This is a genomic window from Acinetobacter lwoffii (assembly GCF_024129355.1).
Classification (GTDB): domain Bacteria; phylum Pseudomonadota; class Gammaproteobacteria; order Pseudomonadales; family Moraxellaceae; genus Acinetobacter; species Acinetobacter lwoffii_I.
The window spans coordinates 130,549-155,319 of record NZ_JAMXXP010000002.1 but is presented as its reverse complement, the minus strand read 5'-3'; the positions used below and the strand labels follow the sequence as shown (position 1 = coordinate 155,319).

Genomic DNA, 24,771 nt, shown 5'->3' with positions numbered 1-24,771 from the left:
TGAAACACCATCTTATTGTGTATCGCTTAAGAAAGAATATCAAAGCACTAATCAGTTTGATACTTGAACTTATGATGGAATTTGTTGAGAGTAGAAGACGTGAATGGAATACCGAAAGTATAGAAAAACATCAGCATGATATGATAGAGTTACTGATAGAAGATTTAAACGGAAAAGCATGCTCTTAGGGGCATGCTTTTTTATTATGTATACCTTTTAGTATGCTAAATGTTAAATATTGATAGAAAATTTAATAAAATCAATAATAAAATACTAATGCATCATAGGTGTTAAGGTAGAAAGATCAGCCATAATTTCTGAACTGGTCATTAAAAATAAATCCTTTCAACAAGAGATAAATGCAAATACTGCTCAATAGGCTATGCAGGAAAATTTAAAGCACATTTTCAATCAGGCCAATCCAATATGGTTGAGCACAGGAGATCGAAAATGTGAAATGAATCTGCTGATTCAATTCAGCTTTAAAGCTGTATTGCAGCAAGTCTATCAAATTTAATTTTTAGAAAGAAATGAAATTCCAGATGAATCTTTAAGTCAGCGCTCAGATCTGTCGCTATGGCTTCTTATTCAGCATTATTTGCAATTTTAAAAAATAAACCACCGGATGCGAACATGCGGTGGCAAGTCTCAATCAAGACGATAGTTTATTCCGGATCATAAAGACCAAGATCGGTCAGATGTAATCTGAGAATCCGGCGTAATTCCAGTACGGCTTCAGGCGTTTCCTGAATCGAGTGGCCGCCCTTAATCACTTTGCTAGATACTGCACCTTCCAAGTAAGCACTTTCGTATGAAACGATATCATCACTCATGAGCTTGGTATCTTGAGTATCTACCGTATTGCCGATAATAGAATGAAATTTGATATTTTTAGAAGGCTGAATATCCTTTGTTAATGCAGTAAATTTCGAATTTTCACTCAGATCGCTTGGGCCATTCTGAATCAGGTCATGTCCCAGTTCTTTGACAAACTCGTTTAACCCGATCTCACCTTGCAGGGTATCGGCAAAGGCACCCAAAAATGCGCCTGGTATGCGGATAATTTTACGGGCCAGTTTAGTATGCCAGCGATCGGCATATTCCGTCCCACGATGCGGTGTCGCTAAGAAAATGGCCCGGGTGAAATTCGGAATAGGTTGCATTTGCAGGCGTGCTTTAAAGAGCGGGTTATCCTTAAATTGTGCAATGCGGGTATTTTGTACCAGCTTGAATGCATCTTGGGTAATATCGGCCTGACTGACCATTAAACGGGCAATTACACCTCCCATACTGTGTCCGACCAGTACCGCATCTTTTTTGGCTGGCGCATTGTTCGCACCCCGGGCAAAGCCTTGCTGAACCAGTGCATTAATTTGAAAACGGCTTTCCAGAATCGGCATATTAGTAGAATAAAATACCTGCCAGACCTGGAAATTTTCTCTTAATACCGGATCACCCATAATGTCGTTGGTCAGACGAATCCAGGCTTCAGGACTACTGGCCAGGCCATGAATCAATACCAGCACTTTCTTGTCCGGATTATAAGGTTCCAGCATGTACAGGTGCGGCATGCTCAGACTGTCTTCGCGATTAATCAGCGTCAGATAGGCTAAACGCCCCAGATTGTTCTCGGCCAGCCATAAACCGTAAGGTGCGGAAAAGTTGGCGGCTAGCGCATATTCTTTCGAAGCCACCTTAATCTTTTCATGCTTATAAGGATCATACAGTTTCAGGTGAAACTCTGAAGTAGATAAAATCTGTTCCGTCGAATTCGCGGATTTGGGTACAGCGGTAATGGTGGTCGCCAGATAGCGGGCTGAATGAATGTTTGGATTGATACCATTTGGATAGTTGTGCTTGAGCGGATCGACAATATATTTTTTATCCTGCTCGGTTTGCTGTGCTTCAGGTAAGACCACTAAAAATTCTGAACCAAAACCATCACGGCGGGTGATAGAACGCAGGCCGGAAAAGTTCATGTTATAGGTGGACATCAGCTGTTCAATGGTCTGGTTTTTCAGCTGCGGAAAATTTTCCAGATCAATGGTGTATACACTGTCACCGACCTGAATGCGCTGGCCGGACTGTTTGGCTTCATAACGTTCAGCATAGCGTTGAATCAGATGGGCAATCGCCAGGTTATAAAAGTCACGAATCTGAACCTGGCGGTTATCAAAAATACGCTCTTGCGGCGCACGCTCGGTTTTAAATAGATAGGCATAGCTATAACGAATGCTTTTATCCAGCATAGTGAGCTGCTGATCCAGACATTTCTGGATGTTCTGCTTGTGTTGTTGCTGTTTTTCCGGTGATCGGGTTTTGTTTAAAATTCCGGTGTTACATTCAGCAGACTTGGCATTTTGTAAGGAGTTGGCTAGATATAATTCACTTGCTGTAGAAAGCAATTGTTCATCTAAAATTTGGGGAATACTTTTCAGATCTTCCACACATTCTTCGGGCTGATCAATACAGATCTGGGCTTCACGACCTGTCATGGACAACACATTCAGACTGGCTTCACTGAGCTTGTCGCGGGTCAAGATGCTGTCACGCTCATTGTTCAGCGTGACATTAATCGCCTGTTCCTTAACACTGACCACCTGACAGCCGCTGAGTACGCTGGTGATGAGTAAAGTGCACAGCATTAATCTTTTATTTATTTTTTCGTGCATAAAACTTTTCACTGAATTCAAGTTATAAAGCGGGATAATGTTTTGTATTTTACTAATTTTTTCCCATAAAAATAGACCGCCGTAGCAGTCTATTTGTAATCAAATTGAAGCGAATCTTGATTATGGGGTTACCGGTGCTGTTGCTGGGTCTGTAGCCGGAGCGGGTGTTGATGTTTGCAGAATTTGCCAAACATTCCAGCGGCCATTTTTTTCAATTTCCTGAATCAGACGGTCGGCTACTTCAGCTTCTTGCGGATATTTCACCTTATAGTTCGCCAAGGTTTGAGTGGCATTTTTTTTCTGTTCTAATGCAATATAGTTATTGGCTGCAGAAAGATAAGCCTCCTGAACGCCAGCTTTCATGGCTTTGTCCAGATAAGCGATGGCTTCTCGTTGACCACCGCCTTCAGACAGACCAAAACCAAACCAGAAGTTGACTTCAGGATCATCCGGGTTAATTTTGAGAATACGCTGGGCATAGGTCAGGGAATTGGTGGTATAAACTGAACCCAGATCCAAGTTACGTGCCATCACGCTGGCTTTAAAAGCACGCATCAACACATCAAAAGAGGCATTTGGACGGGCCGCTAAAGTATCCAGTTGTCGGGTGACTTCACGCAATTTGGCTTCAAAACCACGGCGTTCCTGACGATCGCTGAAACGTGGTGGATAATGACGTGCCTTACCTTCGACCATTTGCAGGAAATCGTCAATTTCGGTGATATCGATTTCATTTGAATTGGCAAGTGCTGCATAACGCATTGCACGTGTATTGCTATCTACCACTGGAATAATCAGTTTATTCACATCCAGGGTCAGTTGCTTGGATGGATCATTAGGATCCGTCACCACCATCTTGGTTACAGGCTGCGCTGCAGCTTTTTTCAAATGCACTTCAAATTCAGGTGGTTCATTATAATTGAATGGATTTAAAGCATAAAATGGTGGGCTCAGTTCAGGCTCTACAAAAACCACTTGATCTACAGGTTTCTCAGCAGATTTCTGAGGAGTGGTTGAACACGCAGTAATTGTGAATGCTAAGCAAGCAAGTGCCAAGGGCTTAAAGGTCATAATAGTCATCCATTCTGTTATTTTTAAAACATCTATTCAAAAATTGCATGATCGTCAGTCTATGAAAACTATAACGATCATGCAAGTAAACCCGTGTTACAGAGTGAAGTGTGATATTCAGGCCTTGGATTGGCTGGTTTGCGCTTCACATTCACGGCGCGCTTCTTCCAGAATCTCCAACTCTTTTTTGCTCAAAGGCTGGCCATCCTGTTGCTGCTTGTTAAAGGTCGGATCTAACAAAGAAAGACGATTGCACAAGTTGTTCATGCGTTTTTCATTTTGCTGAATGCGATCCAGCAGAATCCGCATACCTTCTAAAATCGGATCAGACTGATCTTCAGTCGCGGCATAGGGCTGGAAACCGATACTTTCGGCATAGTCACGACGACGGGCTTCAGCATCATCTTTGGGTTTGTCTTTGGTAATAAAACGTGCCGGGTTGCCCACAGCTGTGGCGTTTTCAGGAACCGCTTTGGTAACGACCGCATTAGAACCGACTTTGGCATTTTTACCTACGGTAAATGGCCCAAGAATCTTGGCACCAGCACCGACTACCACGCCATCTTCTAGCGTTGGATGACGTTTACCTTTATTCCAGGTCGTTCCACCCAAAGTCACACCGTGATAAAGGGTGACATCATCGCCAATTTCAGCAGTTTCGCCAATGACTACACCCATACCGTGATCGATAAAGAAACGGCGGCCAATTTTTGCACCCGGATGGATTTCAATGCCCGTGGCAAACCGGCTAAACGAAGACAACGCACGCGCAGTTCCTTTACAGTCTTTGTTCCATAGCTCATGTGCCATGCGATGCATGATCAGCGCATGAATGCCAGGGTAAGTGGTTAAGACTTCTAAGGTATTGCGTGCTGCAGGATCGCGCGCAAAGACAGCTTGTATATCTTCTTTGAGCTGTTTTAGCATTAGATTTGATCCTCGTCCTGTGATGATGTGTGTGAAGATTTTTTCCAGGTACCGTTATTCAATGCCTGAACACGGCTGAAAATACCACGAAGTAAGTGATATTCCATACGATCTAATTGTATACGTCCGAAGAGACGACGCAAGCGTAAAGGCAATAATCTTGGATTTTTTGGATCCATAAATTCAATTTCTGCCAGCATTTTTTCCAAGTGCGGATAGAACTGTTCCATCTGCGCATGATTGACCAAGGGTTCATCCCATTCCATTTCAATGCCATCAATGACTTGCATGGTCGCTTTAGCATTACGTGGCTGTTCAATTTGACTCATCGTCGCCATGCGCATTTCATAGCAGATCACCTGAATCGCCTGAGCTACATTCAGTACGCCATAATCAGTATTCACAGGAATAGTCAGGTGATAGTTGGCCATCGCCAGTTCTTCATTGGTCAGACCACGGTCTTCACGGCCAAATAGAATCGCGACTTCCTGCTGATCTTGTACCACGGCGGTCATGGCTTTTTCAGCGGCAGGGCGCACATCTAACAGCGGCCAGGGAATGGTACGGCTACGTGCGCTGGTACCGAATACAATCTGACAGTCTTTAATGGCATCTTCAAGGGTTTCTACAATCTCGATCTGCTCGATCAGGTCAGTTGCACCCGCGGCCAGCGCGTCAATATCCGGATGTGGATAGGTTTTAGGTGCCACCAGAACCAGCTTGGACAAGCCCATGGTTTTCATGGCACGTAAGGCACTGCCGATATTGGCAGGTAAAGTGGTATTGACCATGACAATACGCACATGGGAGAGATGTGCTGAAACAGCAGCATTGTCAATTTGACTCATGAGGATTCCAATTTTAAGGTGTTTTAAAGATCAGGATTTATGAATATTGCGGCTGGGATTCAGCCTGATACAGCTCCAGTGCATCATCCATGCTCATGTCCGCAGGCGGCGGAGGAATATCCACCGGCTTGGCCTGTTCATAGGACACGGCTTTGGCAGCTTTGGACTTGACCTGATACTCAATATGCAAGGCTTCTTTACCAAAATAATCACGCAATTTGGCTAGGAGCTCATCCAGTGGGGCGACTTTCCAGTTGAGACCCAGATGCAGTTCAGTCGTGGCATACGGGTAATCCAGATATAGAATCACCGGAATATGTGCGGACATATCAACATTGCAATAAGGAGTCAGAATCTGCTGCAAGTCACGGCTCAAGCTCTTGCTGAAATGCTCGGCTGTGAGAGTGATCTTGATGCTATTGGCACGTTTCTGGCGAATTTCATTCAGGCTGAATGCTTTGGTGAGGCGTCCCATCGGACGGTCAAAGCCTTCACGCTCATAGATTTCGCCTTCAATCACCACCACTTTATCGAGCTGGATAATCTCTTTAAAGCGGTTGAAGCGTTCGTGATTGGCTGAAATTTCAATCCGTGCCGTACCATCATCCAGTGTCATCATCATCCGGTTCGGGAAATTGGCAATATCCACCACCAGTCCTGCAAACACGGTGGTCACGCCACGGCGGGTCGGCGTCAGCTCATTGATCTGACAAGGCACAAAGGCTTTCAGCTCATTGCGATACACATCAATCGGGTGGCCAGTCAGATACAGGCCAAGCGTGTCTTTTTCACCTTTCAGGCGAACTTCATCCGCCCATGGCTTGACCGGTTTAGATGGCTTGCGCTGAACTTCTTCCACTTCGCCAAACAGGTCCATGATGCCGGTTTCACGATTGGAACGTGCCTGTTCCGCAGCTTGAACCGCTTCAGGCAGTTGCGCCATCAGGTCGGCGCGGTCAATGCCTAAGCAATCCAATGCACCTGAACGAATCAGTGCTTCCAGAGTACGCTTATTGATTTTTTTCAGGTCAATACGATGACAGAAATCAAACAAGTCACGGAATGAACCTTCTTGCGCACGCGAGTCAATCACTGACTGCATCGCCGCTTCACCGACGCCTTTGATCGCACCCAGACCATAGACAATGGTTTGCTCATCGATAGCATGGAATTGATACAGCGACATATTCACTGACGGCGGTAAAACTTCCAGATTATTTTTGCGACAGTCATCAATCAGGAATACCACGTTGTCGGTGTTCTGCATCTCCGAGGTCAATACTGCCGACAGGAATTCAGCCGGATAATGCGCTTTCAGCCATGCAGTTTGGTAGGCAACCAAAGCATAGGCAGCCGCATGCGATTTGTTAAAACCATAGCCGGCAAACTTTTCCATATAGTCAAAGATATGGTTGGCCGTAGCTTCATCAATGTCTTTTTTCGATGCACCTTCAATAAAGATCTGGCGCTGTTTGACCATTTCTTCCGGTTTTTTCTTACCCATGGCCCGACGTAACAAGTCCGCGCCACCGAGGGTATAGCCGGCACAATACTGTGCAGCCTGCATTACCTGTTCCTGATACACCATAATCCCGTAGGTGGGTTCTAGTACGCCTTCAAGCAAGGGATGCAGATATTCAAAATCGCCACCATGCATCCGGTGGATAAAGTCAGGAATCAGATCCATCGGGCCTGGACGGTACAGCGATACGAAGGCAATAATTTCTTCAAACTTGCTCGGGCGTGCCTCTTTCAGCATCTTCTTCATGCCCACGGATTCAAACTGGAATACCGCGGTGGTGTTGGCATTGGCAAAGACCAGATATGCGTCTTTATCTTCAAGCGGGATATAAGCAATATCTAAAGGTTTATCCGCTTTGATGCGTTTATTGATATTTTTAACCGCATCTTCAATCACCGTCAGGTTACGCAAACCCAAGAAGTCAAACTTCACCAGACCTGCAGATTCGACATCGTCTTTATCGAACTGTGCCACGCGTCCGGTACCATCGGCATCACACATGACCGCAGAGAAATCGGTAATTTTGGTTGGCGAGATCACCACACCACCGGCGTGTTTACCGGTGTTTCGGGTAATACCTTCCAGTTTCAGTGCCATTTCCCAGATTTCGGCTGCATCGTCATGGTCTGGATTGGATGGATTGGTGACGATATCTTTAAGCTGGGGTTCAGCTTCTAGTGACTCAAGCAGGCTTAGACCTAAAGGCTTGGTCGGAATCATTTTCGAGATACGATCCGCCAAGCCATAAGATTTACCCAAAACGCGGGCAACATCACGAATCGCACCTTTGGCCGCCATAGTGCCGAATGTTGCAATCTGGGAGACTGCATCACGGCCATAGGTACGTGCTACATAGTCAATCACGCGGTCACGGCCTGCGATACAGAAATCGACGTCGAAGTCGGGCATCGAAACACGTTCCGGGTTCAGGAAACGTTCGAACAGCAGTTCATAACGCAGCGGGTCAAGATCGGTAATTTTTAAGCTATAGGCGACCAGTGAACCTGCACCCGAACCACGGCCCGGACCGACCGGAACGCCGTTACTTTTCGACCACTGAATGAAGTCCATCACGATCAGGAAGTAGCCCGGGAATCCCATCGAGTTAATGATGTTAATCTCGTATTCGATACGCTCATCATAAGGCTTGCGGATTTCTGGCCAGTCTTCATCACGTTGTTCAGGCGGATACAGGAAATTCAGGCGTTCTTCCAAACCTTCTTTGGACAAGTGTGCAAAGAAGGTATCAATGGTATGACCTTCAGGAATCGGATAATCAGGCAGGAAGTATTTGCCCAGTTGCAGCGTCACATTACAGCGTTTGGCAATGTGATAGGTGTTCTCAATCGCAGATGGAATATCCGAGAACAGCGCCGTCATTTCTTCAGCAGATTTGAAATATTGTTCAGGTGAATAGGTTTTAGGGCGGCGGTTGTCACCAAGCACATAACCATCTGCAATACATACCCGTGCTTCATGCGCTTCATAATCTTCACGGGTCATGAAATGCACATCATTATGTGCGACCACACCGATATTGTATTTTTTTGCCAGCTTAACGGCTTCCAGAATAAAGTTATCTTCATCCGGACGATTGGTACGGGTCAGGGCAAGATAAACACGATTACCAAATTTTTCGACCCATTCTTCCAGCAGCGGTTCGGCTTTTTGCGGATTTGAACTCATCAGCATTTTGCCGACATCGGAATGCATGCCGAGCAGGGCAATCATGTCCTCAGGCTGATTTAAAATCCATTGTTTTTGAACGCAGGGAATATCCAGTTGTTGACCACTGATAAAGCCTTCAGACACCAGTTCAGTCAAGTTGCGCCAGCCGGTATTGGTCATGGCCAATAAGGTCATGCGATGTTCGGCATCATTCAGGCGAATTTCAGAACCCAGAATCGGCTTGATGCCTTTGCTCAGACATTTGCCATAGAACTTGACGGCAGCATGCAGGTTAGAAAGATCCGTGAGCGCAAGGGCAGGCATCTGTTCTTCTTCGGCAGCTTTGACCAAGTCAGGTATCCGTACGATGGATTCAGTAATCGAAAATTCTGTATGAATACCAAGATGAACAAAGTGCATAGATGAGTCCCTGCTAAAACCATTGAATAGTTTAACATGGGATTTATTGTTTCAGTTTGAAATTGAGGGGAAATGGCTAACTTTTAGGTCAAGTTTGAATTTGATTTTTTAAGCTGATTATTTAGTTAGTTGTTAGAAGATATTTTCTTTTACTTTTGACGGGACAAAAGTAACAAAATCCCTTTGTTGATCTGATGGCACTTCCATGTGCCACAAATCAACGGGCGACTTCCTGTCGCCGTGGCACGTATCAAATAGTTGCAGGACTTTACTTTGAAATAATGAGAAAGGGATCGTAAGTATTAAAAACAATAAAACCCTCTTTTTAGAGGGCCTTATTCATACATAAAAACTAGCTTAACGAAGTCGGGATAACCAGTCACCGAGGCTTTGTACAATCTGCACTAGAATCAGTAATACAATTACCGTCATGATGACTACAGAGGTATCAAAACGCTGATAACCATAAGAAATCGCTAAGTCACCAATACCCCCGGCACCGACAGCACCGGCCATTGCCGTTGCACCAATCAAACTGATGGTAGCAGTAGTCAAGTTTAGAATCAGGGAACTACGCGCTTCCGGCAGAATAAACTTAAAGATAATCTGCATTGGCGTCGCGCCCATGGCTTGGGCAGATTCGATAATACCCTCATTCACTTCGAGTAAAGATGTTTCAATCAGGCGACCAATGTATGGACCGACATAAATGGTTAATGGAACAATCGCTGCCCATGTACCAATCGATGTGCCGACAATTAACTTGGTCAGTGGAATGACTGCGATTAGCAGGATAATAAACGGCAGCGAACGTAGCGCATTCACAATCGGATTGAGACCGTGATAAATCACACGATTCGGCAGAATTCCATTCGGACGTGTTACCAACAGGGTAATCGCCTGAATAAAGCCCCAGATACAGCCAAATAGCATCGCGAAGAACACCATATGAAAGGTTTCTTGCAGCGCTGTCACAAACTGATCTATCGACAGGGAGCTTTTCCAGAACGGCGCCGTGATCGTTGTTAGCCACTGTACAATCAAATCTCTCATGCCTGTACTCCCGCCTGATCGACTTGTACGCCGTGTTGTTCAAGGAATTTTATTGCTGCTTGAATTTCTTGTGCATCACCCAGTAGCTGAATAAACATCTGGCCAATCACCGTGCCATTAATTTCGGTCATATTGGCAAATAGAATATTTAAACTGATATTAAATTGTTTAATCACCGCTTGAATCACGGTTTCCTGAGCCGAACTGCCGAGGAATTTCAGGCAATAAATACTGTTGTGATTCTGGTTTTCCAGATTGGTCAGAATATTGACTGGTAAATGCTGCTGTAATACGGTCTGAATGAAATTCTTGGTGGTCGGGTGCTGTGGTTGACTAAATATTTGTAAGGTACTACCGGTCTCAATTACGTCACCTTTTTCCATCACGGAGACATAATCACATACAGTTTCAATCACATCCATTTCATGGGTAACCATAACAATGGTGATGCCTTGTTCTTCGTTAATTTTTTTAAGTAGCTGTAGAACAGATTTGGTGGTTTGTGGGTCCAGTGCAGAAGTCGCTTCATCACAGAGTAAAATTTTTGGATGATTGGCAAGGGCACGAGCAATACCAACACGCTGCTTTTGACCGCCAGACAATTCATCTGGAAATGCATGACGTTTATGTTTCAGGTCAATAAAGTCTAATAATTCTTCGAGGCGTTTTTCTCGTTCTGCCTTGCTCCAGCCCAGGAGTTTCATTGGCATTTCAATATTGGCTGCCACGGTTTTGGTTTGCATTAAATTGAAATGCTGGAAAATCATGCCGATGCTGGCACGTTCTTGACGCAATGCTTTGGCATCGAGTGCGGTAAAATCTGTTCCGTTAATGATAATCCGGCCTGAGCTTGGGCGCTCAAGCAGGTTGATCAGACGGATGAGGGTGCTTTTACCAGCACCACTATAACCGATGATGCCAAAAATACTGCCGGTTGGAATCTGAAGATTAATCTGATTCAAGGCATGCAAGGTTTGACCCTTAAGCTCATACTGTTTTGAAATATCTTTAAATTCAATCATAGTGTCAAAAACTGCATCACGGATAAAAAAACAGGCAAGAAATCGTCCTTGCCTGTTCTAAAAGTCTATTATAGTACTATTTTGATTCAGTTAAATACGTCACCGGTTTGTTTACCGCAACTTTCGTACCACCAAAATGTTCATCAACATATGCTTTTACTGCTGGCGTATGATACAACGCACCTACTTTTTGCAGGACTGGATCGTTTTGACGGTCTGCTGCAACCGCTAATACGTTGACGTTCATTTTTGTGCTTTGATCAATTGGCTCATAGTAAATCGCATCTTTTAATACGTTTAAACCACCTTCCATTGCCAGGGTATTGCCCAGCACAATCGCATCCACTTCGTCTTTTACGCGTACTGCAGTCGCCATTTGAATCGGCTTAATCACGATTTGTTTTGCATTTTCGGTCACATCAGACGTTGTGCCTTTGACATTGTCAAAACCAGCTTTTAACTTAACCAGACCTGCCGATTGTAAAAGCAATAATGCACGTGATTCGTTTGCGCCGTCATTCGGAATGGCAATGGTCGCACCGGTTTTAAACTCATTCAAAGATTTTACTTTGCTTGAGTAAATGCCCATTGGCTCTAAATAAGTGGTAGATAGAGGCGCAATTTTGGCTGTGTTGGCATCGTTATAAGCCACCATATAGGCATAAGACTGGAATGCATTCACATCAATTTCTTTGTTGGCTACTGCCGTGTTCATTGACACATAGTCAGTGAAATTTTTCACATCAAGTTTGATGCCAGCTGCTTTGGTTTCAGGCAGGGTCGCGATATAACGCCATACGTCTGCATCTGAACCGGTCGAAGCCATAGTTACAGTTTGAAGACCATTTGCATCTTTAGTTTGCGCTGCATCAGTGGCAGGCGCTTCCTGTTTACCACACCCAGTTAAAGTCAATACAGAGGCACTCAAGATAACGCCAAGTAACTTTTTCATGAAATTGTCCTAATTCTATTCTTGCCTAGAGTATAAGCATTTTTAAATCGTGTTAAATAAGAGTTTTATTACGATCTAAGTAGGTGGCTTGATCATTGCTAAGGAGGGCTTGAGATCAGAAGATGCAAGCGTGCAGCAACAGTTCTGATGAACTTGATCAAGTCAGAGGCAGCCCAAATCTGATGTACTTGATCTATTTTGGAGAGAGAAAATAGATATTTTATAAGTACATGGAAAGGTTTAGGGGCTCTGAAGTTGTGGATATCATAGCAATAAATCTATATTCGATATACTGGATAGAAAAGCCTTGCTTATCTCTTTAGTCGAATAAAAAAAAGATCTTTTAAACAAAATGTTAATTAAAACAATATATTATTTATATTGAAAATATAGTTTTAATGGATGTGTTTAAATAGTGATCTTTATAAGATTTTGTAAGATAGAAATATAAAAAATGCATATAGATAAATATAAAAAATGTCTGATTTTTGGGAAATGAAGAAAATTCGATCATTAACGAGATAAATCTTTCCTTTATATTAACTTAAGCGAGTCAGTATCTGATCTTGGTTTCCTCAGGTCATGATACTGCAAGCTTGTTTTAACAAAAGGGAATATACAGATAATCCGAACGCTGTTTTTCATAGAGTACGTGTCTACACAAGATATGATCGGCAGGTACAAGCGGATGATCAAACTCTCCCACTTTTTCTAAGCCAATGTTTTGCATGACACGTTCTGATGGCGTGTTAACGCATGCAGTAAAAGAAATGACTTTCTCGAGTCGTAGAGTTCTAAAAGCATATTTCAGTACCGCTTTGGCTCCTTCAGTGGCATAGCCTTGGTTCCAATATTGCGGTAGCAAGCGCCAGCCAATTTCAGGTGCATCGGCAATTTCAAATTCAGATGGATGCACGTGTAAGCCAATAAAACCGATGAATTCGCCTGTAGCTTTGAGTTCTACGGCAAAGAGTCCCCATCCACGTGTTTCTATGGCAGTACGAATACGTTCAAGAAATGCAGTTGCTTCAGTCGCATCGATTTTTTTAGGGAAGTAGCGCATGACCTCGTCATCTGCACACATTTGGATAAATGGGGCAGTGTCGGAATCTTGCCATTGGCGTAGGATGAGGCGAGGGGTGGTAATTGAAGCTGATGACATATACTTAGACCAAGATATAAGATGTTATCTATTAATCATTAAAATTTAATATAACATGGATGAAATTATGTTGGATGATCAACAGATTCAGAATCAAGAAACGCAAGTTTGTAGTAATCCTGCTTGGATGGTTCATCTAAAACCTTTTTCAGCAATCATTAGTGAACAACAACCTAGGATTAATTTTTCATTAGATCAGATCAATAACAATGATTATGAGGGAATGCAACTATCAAAAGTAATCGGAATTCTTTCTTTAGAAAGTGATGATAGTTTAGGTGCTTTAATTAGTTATGACGGAGCAATTGCAATCCCTCAAAGCGAAAATTTTCCAACACGCATTGATGGTATTACTAAATTAAATGAGATTTTGTGTTGCCTGTTATTAGGTGGGATCCATGCAGAGGTCTTGCATCCTCATGAGTTAGATGTAGGTACATTATATGAAAAGCGAAGTTTATTTTCTAATTTGCCATCGCTTCATAATCAATTAAGGTGCAATTGGGCATCTATATCTGAACGATATCTACCGTTGATGCATCCTAGAGTTTTACATTTTAATGATCTAAGACTCGCTTATAATGCTGGGCAGGAAATAATTAAGTCAATTCCATCTTTTACACCATTCTTTCTATTAAATGGTTATACATCTTTAATTAATCAAAACAATAATGATGCGCTTAATAATTTGTGGATTGTAGTTGAGCAAATTACAGAAATTTTATGGAAGAAAATTTATATTAAATGTAAGGATAGCTATCCAAGACAAGTAAGATGTTTACATACAACATGGGAAGAAGCTAAGTTTTTAAAAAATATAGCAACTAAGCATAAACTTTTAAGGTTAGCCAAAATTATCTCAAGACAAAATTATAAGATATTAGAGAGTGCTCGAAAATCTCGAAATAAACTAGTGCATAGTGGAAGACGTCCAGAATATGAAGTAATTTTTGAATTGTGGGGAATATTATCCGAGTTGCTTGAGCTAGCTACTTGTAGAAGAAATATAGGTCTTAGAAAAATAAAAGTCGGGAAAGAATTAAACTGGAGTAATCCACAAGATACTAATTTTGATGAATGGAAAGAATTAGTAGCTCAAATGAAATAAAAATTACTAATTAAAAACCCCGCACTTAGCGGGGTTTTTACTTAACCAAAATTTAGATTAAGCATTTTCACGCGCAATCGCACGGTAACCAATATCTTTACGGTATTGAACGCCGTCGAATGTCACTTTTTTGCAAAGTTCTAAAGCTTTTGCTTGTGCTTCACCAATGGTATTACCCAGTGCAGTCACGCAAAGTACACGACCACCAGCAGTCACGATCTCACCATTTTCATTGGCTTTAGTACCTGCATGGAACACTTTCGCATCTGCCATTTCAGTGTCTAAACCTGAAATCACATCACCATTGCTAGACGTTTCAGGGTAGCCACGTGACGCAAGTACGATACCGACAGTCTTGCGCTCATCCCATTCAGCTTCCGCAGGTAAGTTACCAGCAATACCAGCTTCAACCAAATCAACTAAAGATGATTTTAAACGCATCATGATTGGTTGAGTTTCAGGGTCACCAAAACGGCAGTTAAACTCGATCACTTTAGGTTGACCTTGTTCATCAATCATCAAGCCTGCGTATAAGAAACCTGTGTAAACATGACCATCTGCTTTCATGCCGTCAACAGTCGGACGCATCACTTCTTTCATGGTTTTTTCAAATACGTCAGCCGTCACAACAGGAGCAGGAGAGTAAGCACCCATACCGCCAGTGTTCGGACCTTGGTCGCCTTCAAAAATACGTTTATGGTCTTGAGAAGTTGCCATCGGCAAGATGTTGTCGCCATCAATCATACAAATGAAAGATGCTTCTTCACCCGCAAGGAATTCTTCGATCACAACACGAGAACCTGCATCACCAAATTTATTGCCTGCAAGCATGTCATCAATCGCATCAAATGCTTCTTGATTGGTCATCGCAACGATTACGCCTTTACCCGCAGCAAGACCGTCAGCCTTGATCACAATTGGCGCGCCATTTTTCTCAACAAATGCTTTAGCCGCATCTACTTCAGTAAATACGTCATAGAAAGCAGTTGGAATGTTGTGACGTTTTAAGAAGTGCTTTGCAAATGCTTTAGAGCCTTCAAGCTGTGCAGCAAATTGAGTAGGACCCCAAATTTTTACACCTGCTTCACGGCAAGCATCAACGACACCATTCACAAGTGGTGCTTCAGGGCCGACAATGACAAGTTCAACTGCATTGCTTTTTGCAAAGTCGATAATCGCAGCATTGTCTAAAATATTTAAGGCAACATTTTCGCATTTATTTTCTGTTGCAGTACCTGCATTACCCGGTGCTACAAATACTTTTGCGACTTTATCATCTTGCGCGATTTTCCATGCAAGTGCATGTTCACGACCACCATTACCCAAAACTAAAATATTCATTAAAAAAAATCCTTCTGAAATAGAATCCCCCTAAATCCCCCTTTGATAAAAGGGGGACTCCCTTCGCTCTACTATGATATAGAAAACCCTCCTTTATTAAGGAGGGCTAGGGAGGATTTAAAATTAATTAGTGACGGAAGTGACGCATACCAGTGAACACCATTGCAATACCAGCTTCGTCAGCCGCAGCAATCGTTTCTTCATCACGCATAGAACCACCCGGTTGGATAATGCATTTGATACCCGCTTTCGCAGCGTTATCAATACCATCACGGAATGGGAAGAATGCGTCAGATGCCATTACAGCACCTTCAACTACTAAGCCAGCATGTTCAGCTTTGATTGCAGCAATACGAGCTGAGTTTACACGGCTCATTTGGCCAGCGCCGACACCAATGGTTTGACGGTTTTTAGCATACACAATCGCGTTAGATTTTACGTATTTCGCTACTTTCCAAGCGAAGATCATGTCATCGATTTCTTGTTCAGTCGGCGCACGTTTGGTGACTACTTTAAGATCATCTTTAGTGATCATGCCCAAGTCTTGATCTTGAACTAACAAACCACCGTTTACGCGTTTGTAGTCAAGTTGCGATTGACGCGCATCGATTGCTGGAAGTTCGCCACATACAAGTACGCGTACGTTTTTCTTCGCGCCTGTTACTTCAAGAACGCCTTCAGCAACGCTCGGTGCAATGATCACTTCAACGAATTGACGATCTACAATCGCTTGTGCAGTTGCAACGTCTAATTCACGGTTGAATGCAATGATGCCACCGAAAGCAGATTCAGGATCTGTTGCATACGCAAGATCATAAGCTGCTTGAATACCGTCTAAAGATACTGCAACGCCACATGGGTTAGCGTGTTTAACGATCACACAAGCAGGCTTCGCAAATGATTTCACACATTCAAGTGCTGCATCAGTATCTGCGATGTTGTTATAAGAGAGTTCTTTACCTTGAAGCTGTTTCGCTGTTGAAACAGAAGCTTCAGTCGCTGTGTCTTCTACATAGAATGCAGCAGCTTGATGCGGGTTCTCACCGTAACGAAGGTCTTGAACTTTGTTCAATTGAGTATTGAAAGTACGTGCAAATTTGTCTGCCTGACCTTCTTCTTTACCTACGCGAGCGCCTAAGTAAGATGCGATCATGCCGTCATATTGAGCAGTATGTTCAAATGCTTTTACTGCTAGGTCAAAACGAGTTGCATGAGATAAAGCACCCTCAGCTTTAAGCTCGGCAACGACAGTTGCATAGTCAGAAGCATTTACGATGATACCTACAGATGCATGGTTTTTTGCTGCAGCACGAACCATGGTAGGACCACCGATGTCGATGTTTTCGATAGCATCAGCAAGTGAACAGTTTGGTTTGGCTACCGTTGCAGCAAATGGATAAAGGTTTACAACGACTAAATCAATAGCATCAATGTTGTGTTCAGCCATCACAGCTTCGTCTAGACCACGACGAGCCAGGATACCCCCATGAATTTTTGGATGTAGTGTTTTTACACGGCCGTCCATCATCTCTGGAAAACCTGTATGCTCCGAAACTTCAACTACAGCCACATTATTGTCTTTCAACAATTTGTAGGTACCACCTGTAGATAAAATTTCTACCCCTAGAGCAGCAAGTTCTTGTGCAAATTCAACAATACCAGTCTTGTCAGACACAGAGATTAAAGCGCGTTTAATAGTCATGATCTTCGTCACAGTTTTCAAGGAACAGAATAAAACAAAATCAGCAATTTACAGGTTAAAAAAAATGCCTGCGGAAGCCGCAAGCATTTTATCATTTATTCACTCATTAAACCGTGAGCTTTTAACTTTTTACGTAAAGTACCACGGTTGAGTCCGAGGATCTCGGCAGCACGTGTTTGGTTACCACGTGTATATTCTAGAACTACAGATAGAAGAGGTTTCTCCATTTCTGCTAGCACCATGTCGTATACCTGAGATGGTTGCTCGCCCTGCAGTTGTGCAAAATAGTGGCGAACTGCGCGATCTACGTGGATACGTAAAGCAACATCAGATTGTGCAGTAAAAATAGGAGATTTGCTATTCATGCGAATTAATCCGAAAAACAAATATCACTTGGGTAAAGTGATATATAAAAGTGGTCTAGAAATTGAAATGAACTCCATTTTAGATCCTAAAACGGAAGTTCTAAAACTTAGTCATTACATTGAGCCTGTAGCTTGACACATCTCTGCGATTTGGTCGAAAAATAAGCGTAACAATAGTTAAAGTTTTGTTACTGACCAAAATCAAAACAAAAAAATCTGCACGATACGCAATAAATTTTATAGCGCATTAGGCAAGACTGTATTTGTTGTGAAAAAGTCGCGAGGAGTTGCAGCACATAGCTTTCGTGGCGCGTATCATACCATTGTCTAAGCAAAAGTGAGCAAGAAAACTGCATTTTTTTTAACTTTTTTTAATTTTTTAATGCTTTCTCAGCAGATTAGGGGCGAATTATTTCCAAAGTATAGCGATCAAAGCTTTTACGATCGACTGGAAGCTTAAATTTGAATTTAAACGGGCTGTTTTTTGGGATGCGCTGAATATTGACCAGACTTTCAATCAGGTACTCTTCGGAGGACAGGTTATAAGTTGCAATCACTTCACCGCGATGTTCCAGATTGATTCTTAAAATTGGTAAAGCCAGACTACGGTCATGAAAATTAATCAGCTCACCGCTAAACTCAGCTTCATTATTACCGGTTGCCTTGATTTTGACTTTATTAACCTGAATTAGTGTGTAGTATTTTTCCAGATTGGAACAATTAAACACTTCACAAGCACTGTTAAAGGCCAGACTCATGACGTGACTGTTTTTGATGTATTGCGGATTGAACCAGAAAAATTGAAACAGCAGCAGGCTGAACAGCGACAGATTAAGTAAACTCCAGCCTATATAGTACATTGGCCCGCGTTTGGTTTGTTTTTCTGCCTGATCTTCCCAATTCATGCTCGGCAGGACTGAAATCGGCTCGGTACTGAAATAATTCAGGTTATTTAAATAGGTTTCCAGGTCAATATTGGAATGTTCAACTTTTTGGTCAAAAATCTGTAGCAGGCTATGACGATGCTGCTGATCCGTGTGATAAACACCTGGTCTATTTTGAGCATCAGTTTTGCTGAATTCGCTGGAGCTCGACTGAGCGTGAGACATTGAGGCGGTGACCGAATTCCGGGTTTCGGTCACCAAATGCGATAAGGCATTAAATGAGGTGGTACATTTGGGACAGCAAACCATACCCTGCGCAACGGTGAGTTGAGCAACTGTGACCTTATAGGTGGTGGAACAGGTAGGGCAATGGGTTCTTTTGTCACTCATGGATTATTTATAGGCTCATTCGTTCTTATGGCGTTTACCCGAGATACGGCACCAGTGCTCGTCTCGTTTTTCTACTTCTAATATATCAAAATAATTTGAGTAAATGCTAGTAACATCAGCAACTTGCTCTTCAATTACTCCGGCAAGTGCGAACTGTCCCTCAGATTTAATTAAAGTTGCGAACTCAGGAGCCAGCATCATCAGTGGTGCTGCCAGAATATTGGCAACAAATACGTCAGCTTTGGTATTGCCGAGCTCATCTCTAAATTCTTCTGGCAGTCCGACATAAAGTTTGTCCAGTACGCCATTCAGTTCAGCGTTTTGCTGAGTCGCCAGTACAGCTTGTGGGTCGATATCCGTGGCATATGCTTTTTTCGCACCTAATAAGAGTGCAGCTACCGCGAGAATGCCTGAGCCACAGCCATAATCGATGACAATTTTATCTTTCACATCAATCTTGCCGAGCCATTGTAAGCACAGGAAAGTTGAAGCGTGGTTGCCTGTTCCGAAAGCCAGCCCTGGATCAAGCTTGATGTTTACCGCATCGGCATCAGGTGCTTCCATCCATTCGGGTACGATCCAGTATTTATCAGCAATCTGAATTGGCTCATAGGCATCCATCCAGGTGCGTTCCCAAGCCTGATCTTCAATCAGTTCATGACGGATCGGAGCATCTGGCATTTGTGCACGAATAAAGGTTTCTAGTGCGGTAACATCAATTTCTTCGCCTTCTTCCTGCGCATAAATACCGGTCACAATCACTTTATTCCAGAGTGGTGTTTCACCTGGAAGTGGTTCCAGCAAATCCTGGTTTTCAGCATCATCCAAAGTCACACTCACTGCGCCTAGCGAGCTGAGTAATGTCTCAGTAAAATCAACCTGAGCCTGTTCAACCGTAATATGAATTTGTAACCACTTCACAGAAATAACCTTTATACATTTTTCAAAAAGCTATTGTAACGGAAGTTCAGACTCAACGCTGCTATCTTCTTGATCCATTCCCAAAATAAAAAGGATGCCTGAGGCATCCTTTGAACAGTTCCAGAGCTTATCTAATCCAGATTCGTTAAAGGTGTTTGCGCCGGGAGTGGTGCAAGCCGGTTCAACAGACTGCCAAAAATTGCAGCAAAGATATACATAAAGATAGAATAAACCGCGGCTGGCATCGCCACAGCAGCACTGCCAATCACGGTCAGGGCAATGGTCATGGCGAGGGTGCTGTTATGAATGCCAATTTCAAATGCACTGGCACGGGCTTGAGCGCTATTAATATTCAGTAGTCGCGGAATCAGATAACCAATACTCAGGCTCAGGATGCAGAACAAGGCAGTCGCCAGACCCACCTGGGTCAAGTATTCACCGATATTGCTGCGCTCTTTGATGAGTGTGGCAATAATAATCAGCACCAAAAAGCCAATCGAAAAAATCCGCAGCGGCCGATTCAGTTTTGCTGTCACGCCTGGTGCATAGCGCCGAATCAACATGCCAATTCCCACCGGAATCAGGATGATCGCAAAGACTTGCAGAATCTTGCCGAATTGCAGGCCAACTTGCTGGCTATCCTGCATAAAATGCATGATCGAAAAATTAATAATTAAAGGTAAGGTAATCGCTGCGATGACTGAGTTGATAGCAGTCAAAGTGATATTGAGGGCTAAGTCACCTTTAAACAGATAGCTAAACAGGTTGGCTGTTGCACCCCCGGGCGAAGCCGCCAAGAGCATCAACCCGACTGAGAGTAATGGGGTTAAAGCGAATAGCTTGCAGAGTAAAAAGGCAATGCCAACCAGAATAACCAGTTGGCAGAACAATGCTATAAATACGGCTTTGGGGTGGCGAGTGACACGGCTAAAGTCCCGAGGCGTCAGTTCAAGGCCAAGCCCCATCATGATGATTGCAAGTGCCAGCGGCAGTAATATCGTTATAAGGCCAGAATCCATCTGTATGCTCCTTGTCGAAAATTGTTTTAATACTTCTGATTTTCTTTGGAAAAGCATACAGCCTTATAGCAGAATCAGCCAAATAAATTACAAATCTGATAAACGACTTTTATTGCTATACACCACTTGCTGGCGACTAATCAGCACACCGAAAATAGTGGCGAAACTGTACATGAAAATTGTATAAATGCCTGCAGGAATAGCCATCGTGACATTATTCAGAACTGATATCGCAATCGTCAGGGCAATGGCAGTGTTGTGAATGCCGATTTCAAAAGTACAGGCGCGTGCCATTTTCTCTGGAATGCCCATGAGTAGAGGAATGCAATAGCCAATAAACAGGCTGGAAAAACATAAAATCGCAGTTGCTGTACCAATACTGGCAAAGTATTCGACCAAATTCGAACGTTCTCTGAAAATGGCGAATATCAATAGGATGGTTAGAAAACCGATAGAGAGTAAGCGCATGGGCCTGCTGACTGTAATCGACAGGTTTGGAAATTTGGCTCGAAGCAGCATACCCATGATCACGGGAATCAAGGTAATTAAAAAGACCTGCACAATCTTTTCAACTGGAAAAGTCACGTTTGAGTCATGACTCATAAAGTAGTGTAAGGACAGATTGATAATAAAGGGCAGGGTAAAAATAGAGATGATGGTATTAATGGCGGTTAGAGTAATATTCAGTGCTACATCACCTTTATATATGTAGCTAAACAGGTTTGCGGTTGGGCCACCAGGTGAGGCGGCTAGCAACATCAGACCTACAGCAAGCAAAGCGGGCAAGTCCAAAATCAGACAAATAAAAAAAGCAATACTGGGTAACAGCACTAACTGCGCAAATAAAGTAATAAAAATGACTTTAGGATAGCGACTTAAGCGCAGGAAATCTTTGATAGTGAGTTCTAGCCCCAGCCCCATCATCATAATTGCCAATGTAATTGGCAAAAAAACGCTAAAAAACCCCGAATCCATGAATTTGCCTTTTTATTATACATTTATAGATATATTTCGAGTTTAGCCTAGATGAATAAATAAGCAATAAAAAACGGGCAAAATGCAGTCACTTTGCCCGTCAAAGCTTTTACTTGAAATCTAAACTATTTAGATATATATCGGCTACATACCTGGCTGGCCTTGCATTGGTGAGTCAGGCTGTGCTGGCTGGTTCATCTGATGCTGCATAGGCTGGTTTTGCATATGTGGCTGCATAGGCTGACTTTGCATCTGAGATTGTCCCTGAGGGCGTGGTGGCATAAAGCCTAATGCACATTTACCTTTGACTTCGGCACCATTGATGGTGGCAGTAGTCGCACCACTGTTGCCGCTACAGGTACTCATGAGTTCGGCTTCATCGCCTTTGATTGAAGCATTTTTGGATGAAGCGAAAAACTGCGGCTCACAGGTACCATTCCAGATAATGCCGCGATGGGCAAAACTGACTTGTGCACCTTGGGATTTGCCTTTACAAACCTGTTGGTACTTTTGTGCATTATAAATGGTTTCGACCTTATCATTCGCTGATGCAGCAAATGGCGCAAAACATAAACCACATAGAACGGTTGAGAGGAAAATATTCTTATTCATCTTTTATACCTTTGTTTGTAATGTAACCAACATATAGATTAAAAAATGCGCGAGATTAAACAATGCAAATCGAGTAAATTTCTCAGCTTATATGTTTAATTTATATAGTTCCTCTGCAAAGTTAAATTACAGTGCTTTATTGTTATGCGAGTTAAGTGCGATTTATCTGAGGATAAATTCAACTGAATTTGTCTACTTTAGAGTGAAATTTGCTATAATGCTCAGCTATTCTTTTTTATCTCTCAATTACCACTATGCATTATCCTAAAGTATACGATGTCATTGTTATCGGTGGCGGTCACGCCGGTACGGAAGCGGCTCTGGCTGCAGCGCGTATGGGTCGACAGACTTTACTCTTAACTCATAACATTGAGACTTTAGGGCAGATGAGCTGTAACCCGGCCATCGGTGGTATTGGTAAATCGCATTTGGTGCGTGAAATTGATGCCTTGGGCGGTGCGATGGCACTGGCTGCCGATAAAGGCGGTATTCAATTCCGTATTTTGAACTCGCGTAAAGGTGCTGCAGTACGTGCAACACGTGCGCAGGCTGACCGTGTGCGTTATAAAGCGGCTATTCGCGAAACATTGGAAAATCAGGCGAACCTGGATATTTTCCAGCAAGCAGCAGACGACCTGATTGTTGAAGGCGATACCGTTAAAGGTGTGGTTACCCAAATGGGTATCCGTTTTGATGCGAAAACTGTGGTGCTGACAGCAGGTACTTTCCTAGGTGGTGTCATCCACGTTGGTCTGGAGAAATCTAGCGGTGGTCGTGCTGGTGATCCACCTTCAATTTCGCTTGCACATCGTTTACGTGAACTTCAACTTCCGGTAGGTCGTTTAAAAACTGGTACACCACCACGTATTGATGCGCGTTCGGTTGATTTCTCTGTGATGACGCCACAGCCGGGTGATTTCCCGTCTCCGACCATGTCATTCATGGGTGATGCTTCGATGCATCCTGAGCAGGTAAATTGCTATATCACGCATACCAATGAACGCACGCATGAGATTATTCGTGGCGGTTTAGACCGTTCACCAATGTATACAGGTGTGATCGAAGGTGTGGGGCCACGTTACTGCCCATCAATCGAAGATAAGATTCACCGTTTTGCCGATAAAGACTCACACCAAGTCTTCCTCGAGCCTGAAGGCCTGGATACACATGAGCTTTATCCAAATGGTATTTCGACTTCTTTACCGTTCGACGTTCAGTTTGAACTGGTTCGCTCGATCCGTGGTATGGAAAATGCGCACATTCTTCGTCCGGGCTATGCCATTGAATACGATTACTTCAACCCACAAGCGTTAAAGTTCACGCTTGAGACTAAAGCCATCAATAACCTGTATTTCGCCGGTCAAATCAACGGCACAACCGGTTATGAAGAAGCGGGTGCGCAGGGTTTGCTTGCAGGCTTGAACGCTGCACGCCGTGCTTGGGATCAGGAGCAATGGACGCCAAAACGTGATGAAGCATACATGGGTGTTCTGGTCGATGACCTGATCACATTAGGTACCAAAGAACCATACCGTATGTTCACCTCACGTGCCGAATACCGTTTGATGCTGCGTGAAGATAACGCAGATCAGCGTTTAACAGCCATTGGTCGTGAAATGGGTCTGGTGGATGACGCGCGTTGGGCAGTGTACTGTGAGAAAATGGAAGCAGTGGAAAAAGAAACAGGCCGTTTGCAACACTTGTGGGCCGCACCAAATAACCCAATGGGCAAGAAATTCGTTGAGATGACCGGTGCAGACCTGTCTAAAGAATGTTCGGCGATTGATTTGTTGAAACGTCCAAACATTTCATTTGCTCAAATTGCAGAGTTAACCAATTCTGAAGTATCACCATTTGTCGGTGAGCAAATTGAAATTGCAGTGAAATATGCGGGTTATATTAATCGTCAGCATGAAGACGTCGCACAAATGAAACGTCTTGAAGAAACCCGTATTCCTGCGGATTTCGATTATGACATCGTGTCAGGTCTGTCCCGTGAAATTACCCTGAAACTGAAAGATGTTCGTCCTGAAACATTGGCGCAAGCCAGTCGTATTCCAGGTGTAACCCCTGCAGCAGTTCAACTGGTGATGATTACAATTCGTAAGAATGCACAAGCAAAGAAATCTGCTTAAGA

At 43.2% G+C, this 24,771-nt stretch carries 19 protein-coding genes; 2 read left to right on the top strand and 17 right to left on the bottom strand.

Annotation, left to right across the window (positions count from 1 at the left end; translation table 11 throughout):
- Positions 1–665: 665 nt before the first annotated feature.
- From NI468_RS02235 to NI468_RS02195, 9 genes are all read right to left on the bottom strand, one after another.
- Positions 666–2,672 carry an esterase/lipase family protein gene (locus NI468_RS02235; RefSeq protein WP_253099506.1) on the bottom strand — a complete coding sequence of 669 codons (2,007 nt, stop codon included), beginning with the start codon at positions 2,670–2,672 and terminating at the stop codon, positions 666–668.
- 120 nt (positions 2,673–2,792) lie between these two features.
- Positions 2,793–3,743 carry an ABUW_2363 family tetratricopeptide repeat lipoprotein gene (locus tag NI468_RS02230; RefSeq protein WP_004646689.1) on the bottom strand — a complete coding sequence of 317 codons (951 nt, stop codon included), beginning with the start codon at positions 3,741–3,743 and terminating at the stop codon, positions 2,793–2,795.
- Positions 3,744–3,860: 117 nt separating this feature from the next.
- Positions 3,861–4,670 carry a serine O-acetyltransferase gene (gene cysE, locus NI468_RS02225; protein WP_004279928.1) on the bottom strand — a complete coding sequence of 270 codons (810 nt, stop codon included), beginning with the start codon at positions 4,668–4,670 and terminating at the stop codon, positions 3,861–3,863.
- A complete protein-coding gene (locus NI468_RS02220) occupies positions 4,670–5,518 on the bottom strand; it encodes an RNA methyltransferase (RefSeq protein ID WP_253099503.1) in 849 nt (282 codons plus the stop codon). The genes cysE and NI468_RS02220 overlap by 1 nt, the downstream gene beginning before the upstream one ends.
- Positions 5,519–5,555: 37 nt before the next feature.
- The gene (gene dnaE / locus NI468_RS02215) at positions 5,556–9,128 is read right to left on the bottom strand and encodes a DNA polymerase III subunit alpha (protein ID WP_253099499.1); all 3,573 of its coding nucleotides are present in this window, start codon (positions 9,126–9,128) and stop codon (positions 5,556–5,558) included.
- A 357-nt stretch (positions 9,129–9,485) separates the two neighbouring features.
- Entirely contained in the window at positions 9,486–10,181 is a 696-nt protein-coding gene (locus NI468_RS02210; RefSeq protein WP_004279923.1) for a methionine ABC transporter permease, read from the bottom strand.
- Positions 10,178–11,203 carry a methionine ABC transporter ATP-binding protein gene (locus NI468_RS02205; protein ID WP_222112111.1) on the bottom strand — a complete coding sequence of 342 codons (1,026 nt, stop codon included), beginning with the start codon at positions 11,201–11,203 and terminating at the stop codon, positions 10,178–10,180. The genes NI468_RS02210 and NI468_RS02205 overlap by 4 nt, the downstream gene beginning before the upstream one ends.
- 76 nt (positions 11,204–11,279) lie before the next feature.
- Entirely contained in the window at positions 11,280–12,155 is an 876-nt protein-coding gene (locus NI468_RS02200; RefSeq protein WP_005100876.1) for a MetQ/NlpA family ABC transporter substrate-binding protein, read from the bottom strand.
- Positions 12,156–12,756: 601 nt separating this feature from the next.
- Complete coding sequence (locus NI468_RS02195) at positions 12,757–13,317, bottom strand: GNAT family N-acetyltransferase (RefSeq protein WP_253099496.1); 561 nt, start codon at positions 13,315–13,317, stop codon at positions 12,757–12,759.
- 67 nt (positions 13,318–13,384) lie between these two features.
- Here NI468_RS02195 and NI468_RS02190 point away from each other — a divergent pair, with 67 nt between their 5' ends.
- Positions 13,385–14,425 (top strand): hypothetical protein, encoded by a 1,041-nt coding sequence (locus NI468_RS02190; RefSeq protein ID WP_005246647.1) that lies wholly within the window; start codon positions 13,385–13,387, stop codon positions 14,423–14,425.
- 57 nt (positions 14,426–14,482) lie between these two features.
- Here the strand turns inward: NI468_RS02190 and purD are convergent, their stop codons facing one another.
- The 8 genes from purD to NI468_RS02150 form a co-directional block, all read right to left on the bottom strand.
- The gene (gene purD, locus NI468_RS02185; RefSeq protein ID WP_253099492.1) at positions 14,483–15,766 is read right to left on the bottom strand and encodes a phosphoribosylamine--glycine ligase; all 1,284 of its coding nucleotides are present in this window, start codon (positions 15,764–15,766) and stop codon (positions 14,483–14,485) included.
- 127 nt (positions 15,767–15,893) lie between these two features.
- The gene (purH, locus tag NI468_RS02180; protein ID WP_004646700.1) at positions 15,894–17,468 is read right to left on the bottom strand and encodes a bifunctional phosphoribosylaminoimidazolecarboxamide formyltransferase/IMP cyclohydrolase; all 1,575 of its coding nucleotides are present in this window, start codon (positions 17,466–17,468) and stop codon (positions 15,894–15,896) included.
- A gap of 95 nt (positions 17,469–17,563) precedes the next feature.
- Positions 17,564–17,833 (bottom strand): DNA-binding transcriptional regulator Fis, encoded by a 270-nt coding sequence (gene fis, locus NI468_RS02175; RefSeq protein ID WP_001086304.1) that lies wholly within the window; start codon positions 17,831–17,833, stop codon positions 17,564–17,566.
- 398 nt (positions 17,834–18,231) lie between these two features.
- The gene (locus tag NI468_RS02170) at positions 18,232–19,107 is read right to left on the bottom strand and encodes a DUF3426 domain-containing protein (protein ID WP_253099489.1); all 876 of its coding nucleotides are present in this window, start codon (positions 19,105–19,107) and stop codon (positions 18,232–18,234) included.
- A 15-nt stretch (positions 19,108–19,122) separates the two neighbouring features.
- Positions 19,123–20,028, bottom strand: a complete 906-nt coding sequence (gene prmA, locus NI468_RS02165) for a 50S ribosomal protein L11 methyltransferase (protein WP_004646702.1) — start codon at positions 20,026–20,028, stop codon at positions 19,123–19,125.
- Positions 20,029–20,159: 131 nt separating this feature from the next.
- Positions 20,160–21,047: a bile acid:sodium symporter family protein gene (locus NI468_RS02160; protein WP_004646703.1), complete on the bottom strand. Its 888-nt coding sequence runs from the start codon at positions 21,045–21,047 to the stop codon at positions 20,160–20,162.
- An 87-nt stretch (positions 21,048–21,134) separates the two neighbouring features.
- Positions 21,135–22,022 (bottom strand): bile acid:sodium symporter family protein, encoded by an 888-nt coding sequence (locus tag NI468_RS02155; RefSeq protein WP_253099486.1) that lies wholly within the window; start codon positions 22,020–22,022, stop codon positions 21,135–21,137.
- A gap of 144 nt (positions 22,023–22,166) precedes the next feature.
- On the bottom strand, positions 22,167–22,634 hold the full coding sequence (locus NI468_RS02150; RefSeq protein ID WP_253099483.1) for a hypothetical protein: 468 nt from the start codon (positions 22,632–22,634) through the stop codon (positions 22,167–22,169).
- Positions 22,635–22,888: 254 nt separating this feature from the next.
- Here NI468_RS02150 and mnmG point away from each other — a divergent pair, with 254 nt between their 5' ends.
- A complete protein-coding gene (gene mnmG, locus NI468_RS02145; RefSeq protein ID WP_044110212.1) occupies positions 22,889–24,769 on the top strand; it encodes a tRNA uridine-5-carboxymethylaminomethyl(34) synthesis enzyme MnmG in 1,881 nt (626 codons plus the stop codon).
- The last annotated feature ends 2 nt before the right edge of the window (positions 24,770–24,771 follow it).

Bases quoted from the DNA above. Each gene is read 5' to 3' on its own strand.
- NI468_RS02235 (WP_253099506.1), bottom strand. From the start codon at position 2,672: ATGCACGAAAAAATAAATAAAAGATTAATGCTGTGCACTTTACTCATC.
- NI468_RS02200 (WP_005100876.1), bottom strand. From the start codon at position 12,155: ATGAAAAAGTTACTTGGCGTTATCTTGAGTGCCTCTGTATTGACTTTA.
- NI468_RS02230 (WP_004646689.1), bottom strand. From the start codon at position 3,743: ATGACCTTTAAGCCCTTGGCACTTGCTTGCTTAGCATTCACAATTACT.
- NI468_RS02160 (WP_004646703.1), bottom strand. From the start codon at position 21,047: ATGGATTCTGGCCTTATAACGATATTACTGCCGCTGGCACTTGCAATC.
- dnaE (WP_253099499.1), bottom strand. From the start codon at position 9,128: ATGCACTTTGTTCATCTTGGTATTCATACAGAATTTTCGATTACTGAA.
- NI468_RS02155 (WP_253099486.1), bottom strand. From the start codon at position 22,022: ATGGATTCGGGGTTTTTTAGCGTTTTTTTGCCAATTACATTGGCAATT.
- NI468_RS02210 (WP_004279923.1), bottom strand. From the start codon at position 10,181: ATGAGAGATTTGATTGTACAGTGGCTAACAACGATCACGGCGCCGTTC.
- mnmG (WP_044110212.1), top strand. From the start codon at position 22,889: ATGCATTATCCTAAAGTATACGATGTCATTGTTATCGGTGGCGGTCAC.
- purH (WP_004646700.1), bottom strand. From the start codon at position 17,468: ATGACTATTAAACGCGCTTTAATCTCTGTGTCTGACAAGACTGGTATT.
- NI468_RS02195 (WP_253099496.1), bottom strand. From the start codon at position 13,317: ATGTCATCAGCTTCAATTACCACCCCTCGCCTCATCCTACGCCAATGG.
- purD (WP_253099492.1), bottom strand. From the start codon at position 15,766: ATGAATATTTTAGTTTTGGGTAATGGTGGTCGTGAACATGCACTTGCA.
- NI468_RS02190 (WP_005246647.1), top strand. From the start codon at position 13,385: ATGTTGGATGATCAACAGATTCAGAATCAAGAAACGCAAGTTTGTAGT.
- fis (WP_001086304.1), bottom strand. From the start codon at position 17,833: ATGAATAGCAAATCTCCTATTTTTACTGCACAATCTGATGTTGCTTTA.
- NI468_RS02220 (WP_253099503.1), bottom strand. From the start codon at position 5,518: ATGAGTCAAATTGACAATGCTGCTGTTTCAGCACATCTCTCCCATGTG.
- cysE (WP_004279928.1), bottom strand. From the start codon at position 4,670: ATGCTAAAACAGCTCAAAGAAGATATACAAGCTGTCTTTGCGCGCGAT.
- NI468_RS02205 (WP_222112111.1), bottom strand. From the start codon at position 11,203: ATGATTGAATTTAAAGATATTTCAAAACAGTATGAGCTTAAGGGTCAA.
- NI468_RS02170 (WP_253099489.1), bottom strand. From the start codon at position 19,107: ATGAGTGACAAAAGAACCCATTGCCCTACCTGTTCCACCACCTATAAG.
- NI468_RS02150 (WP_253099483.1), bottom strand. From the start codon at position 22,634: ATGAATAAGAATATTTTCCTCTCAACCGTTCTATGTGGTTTATGTTTT.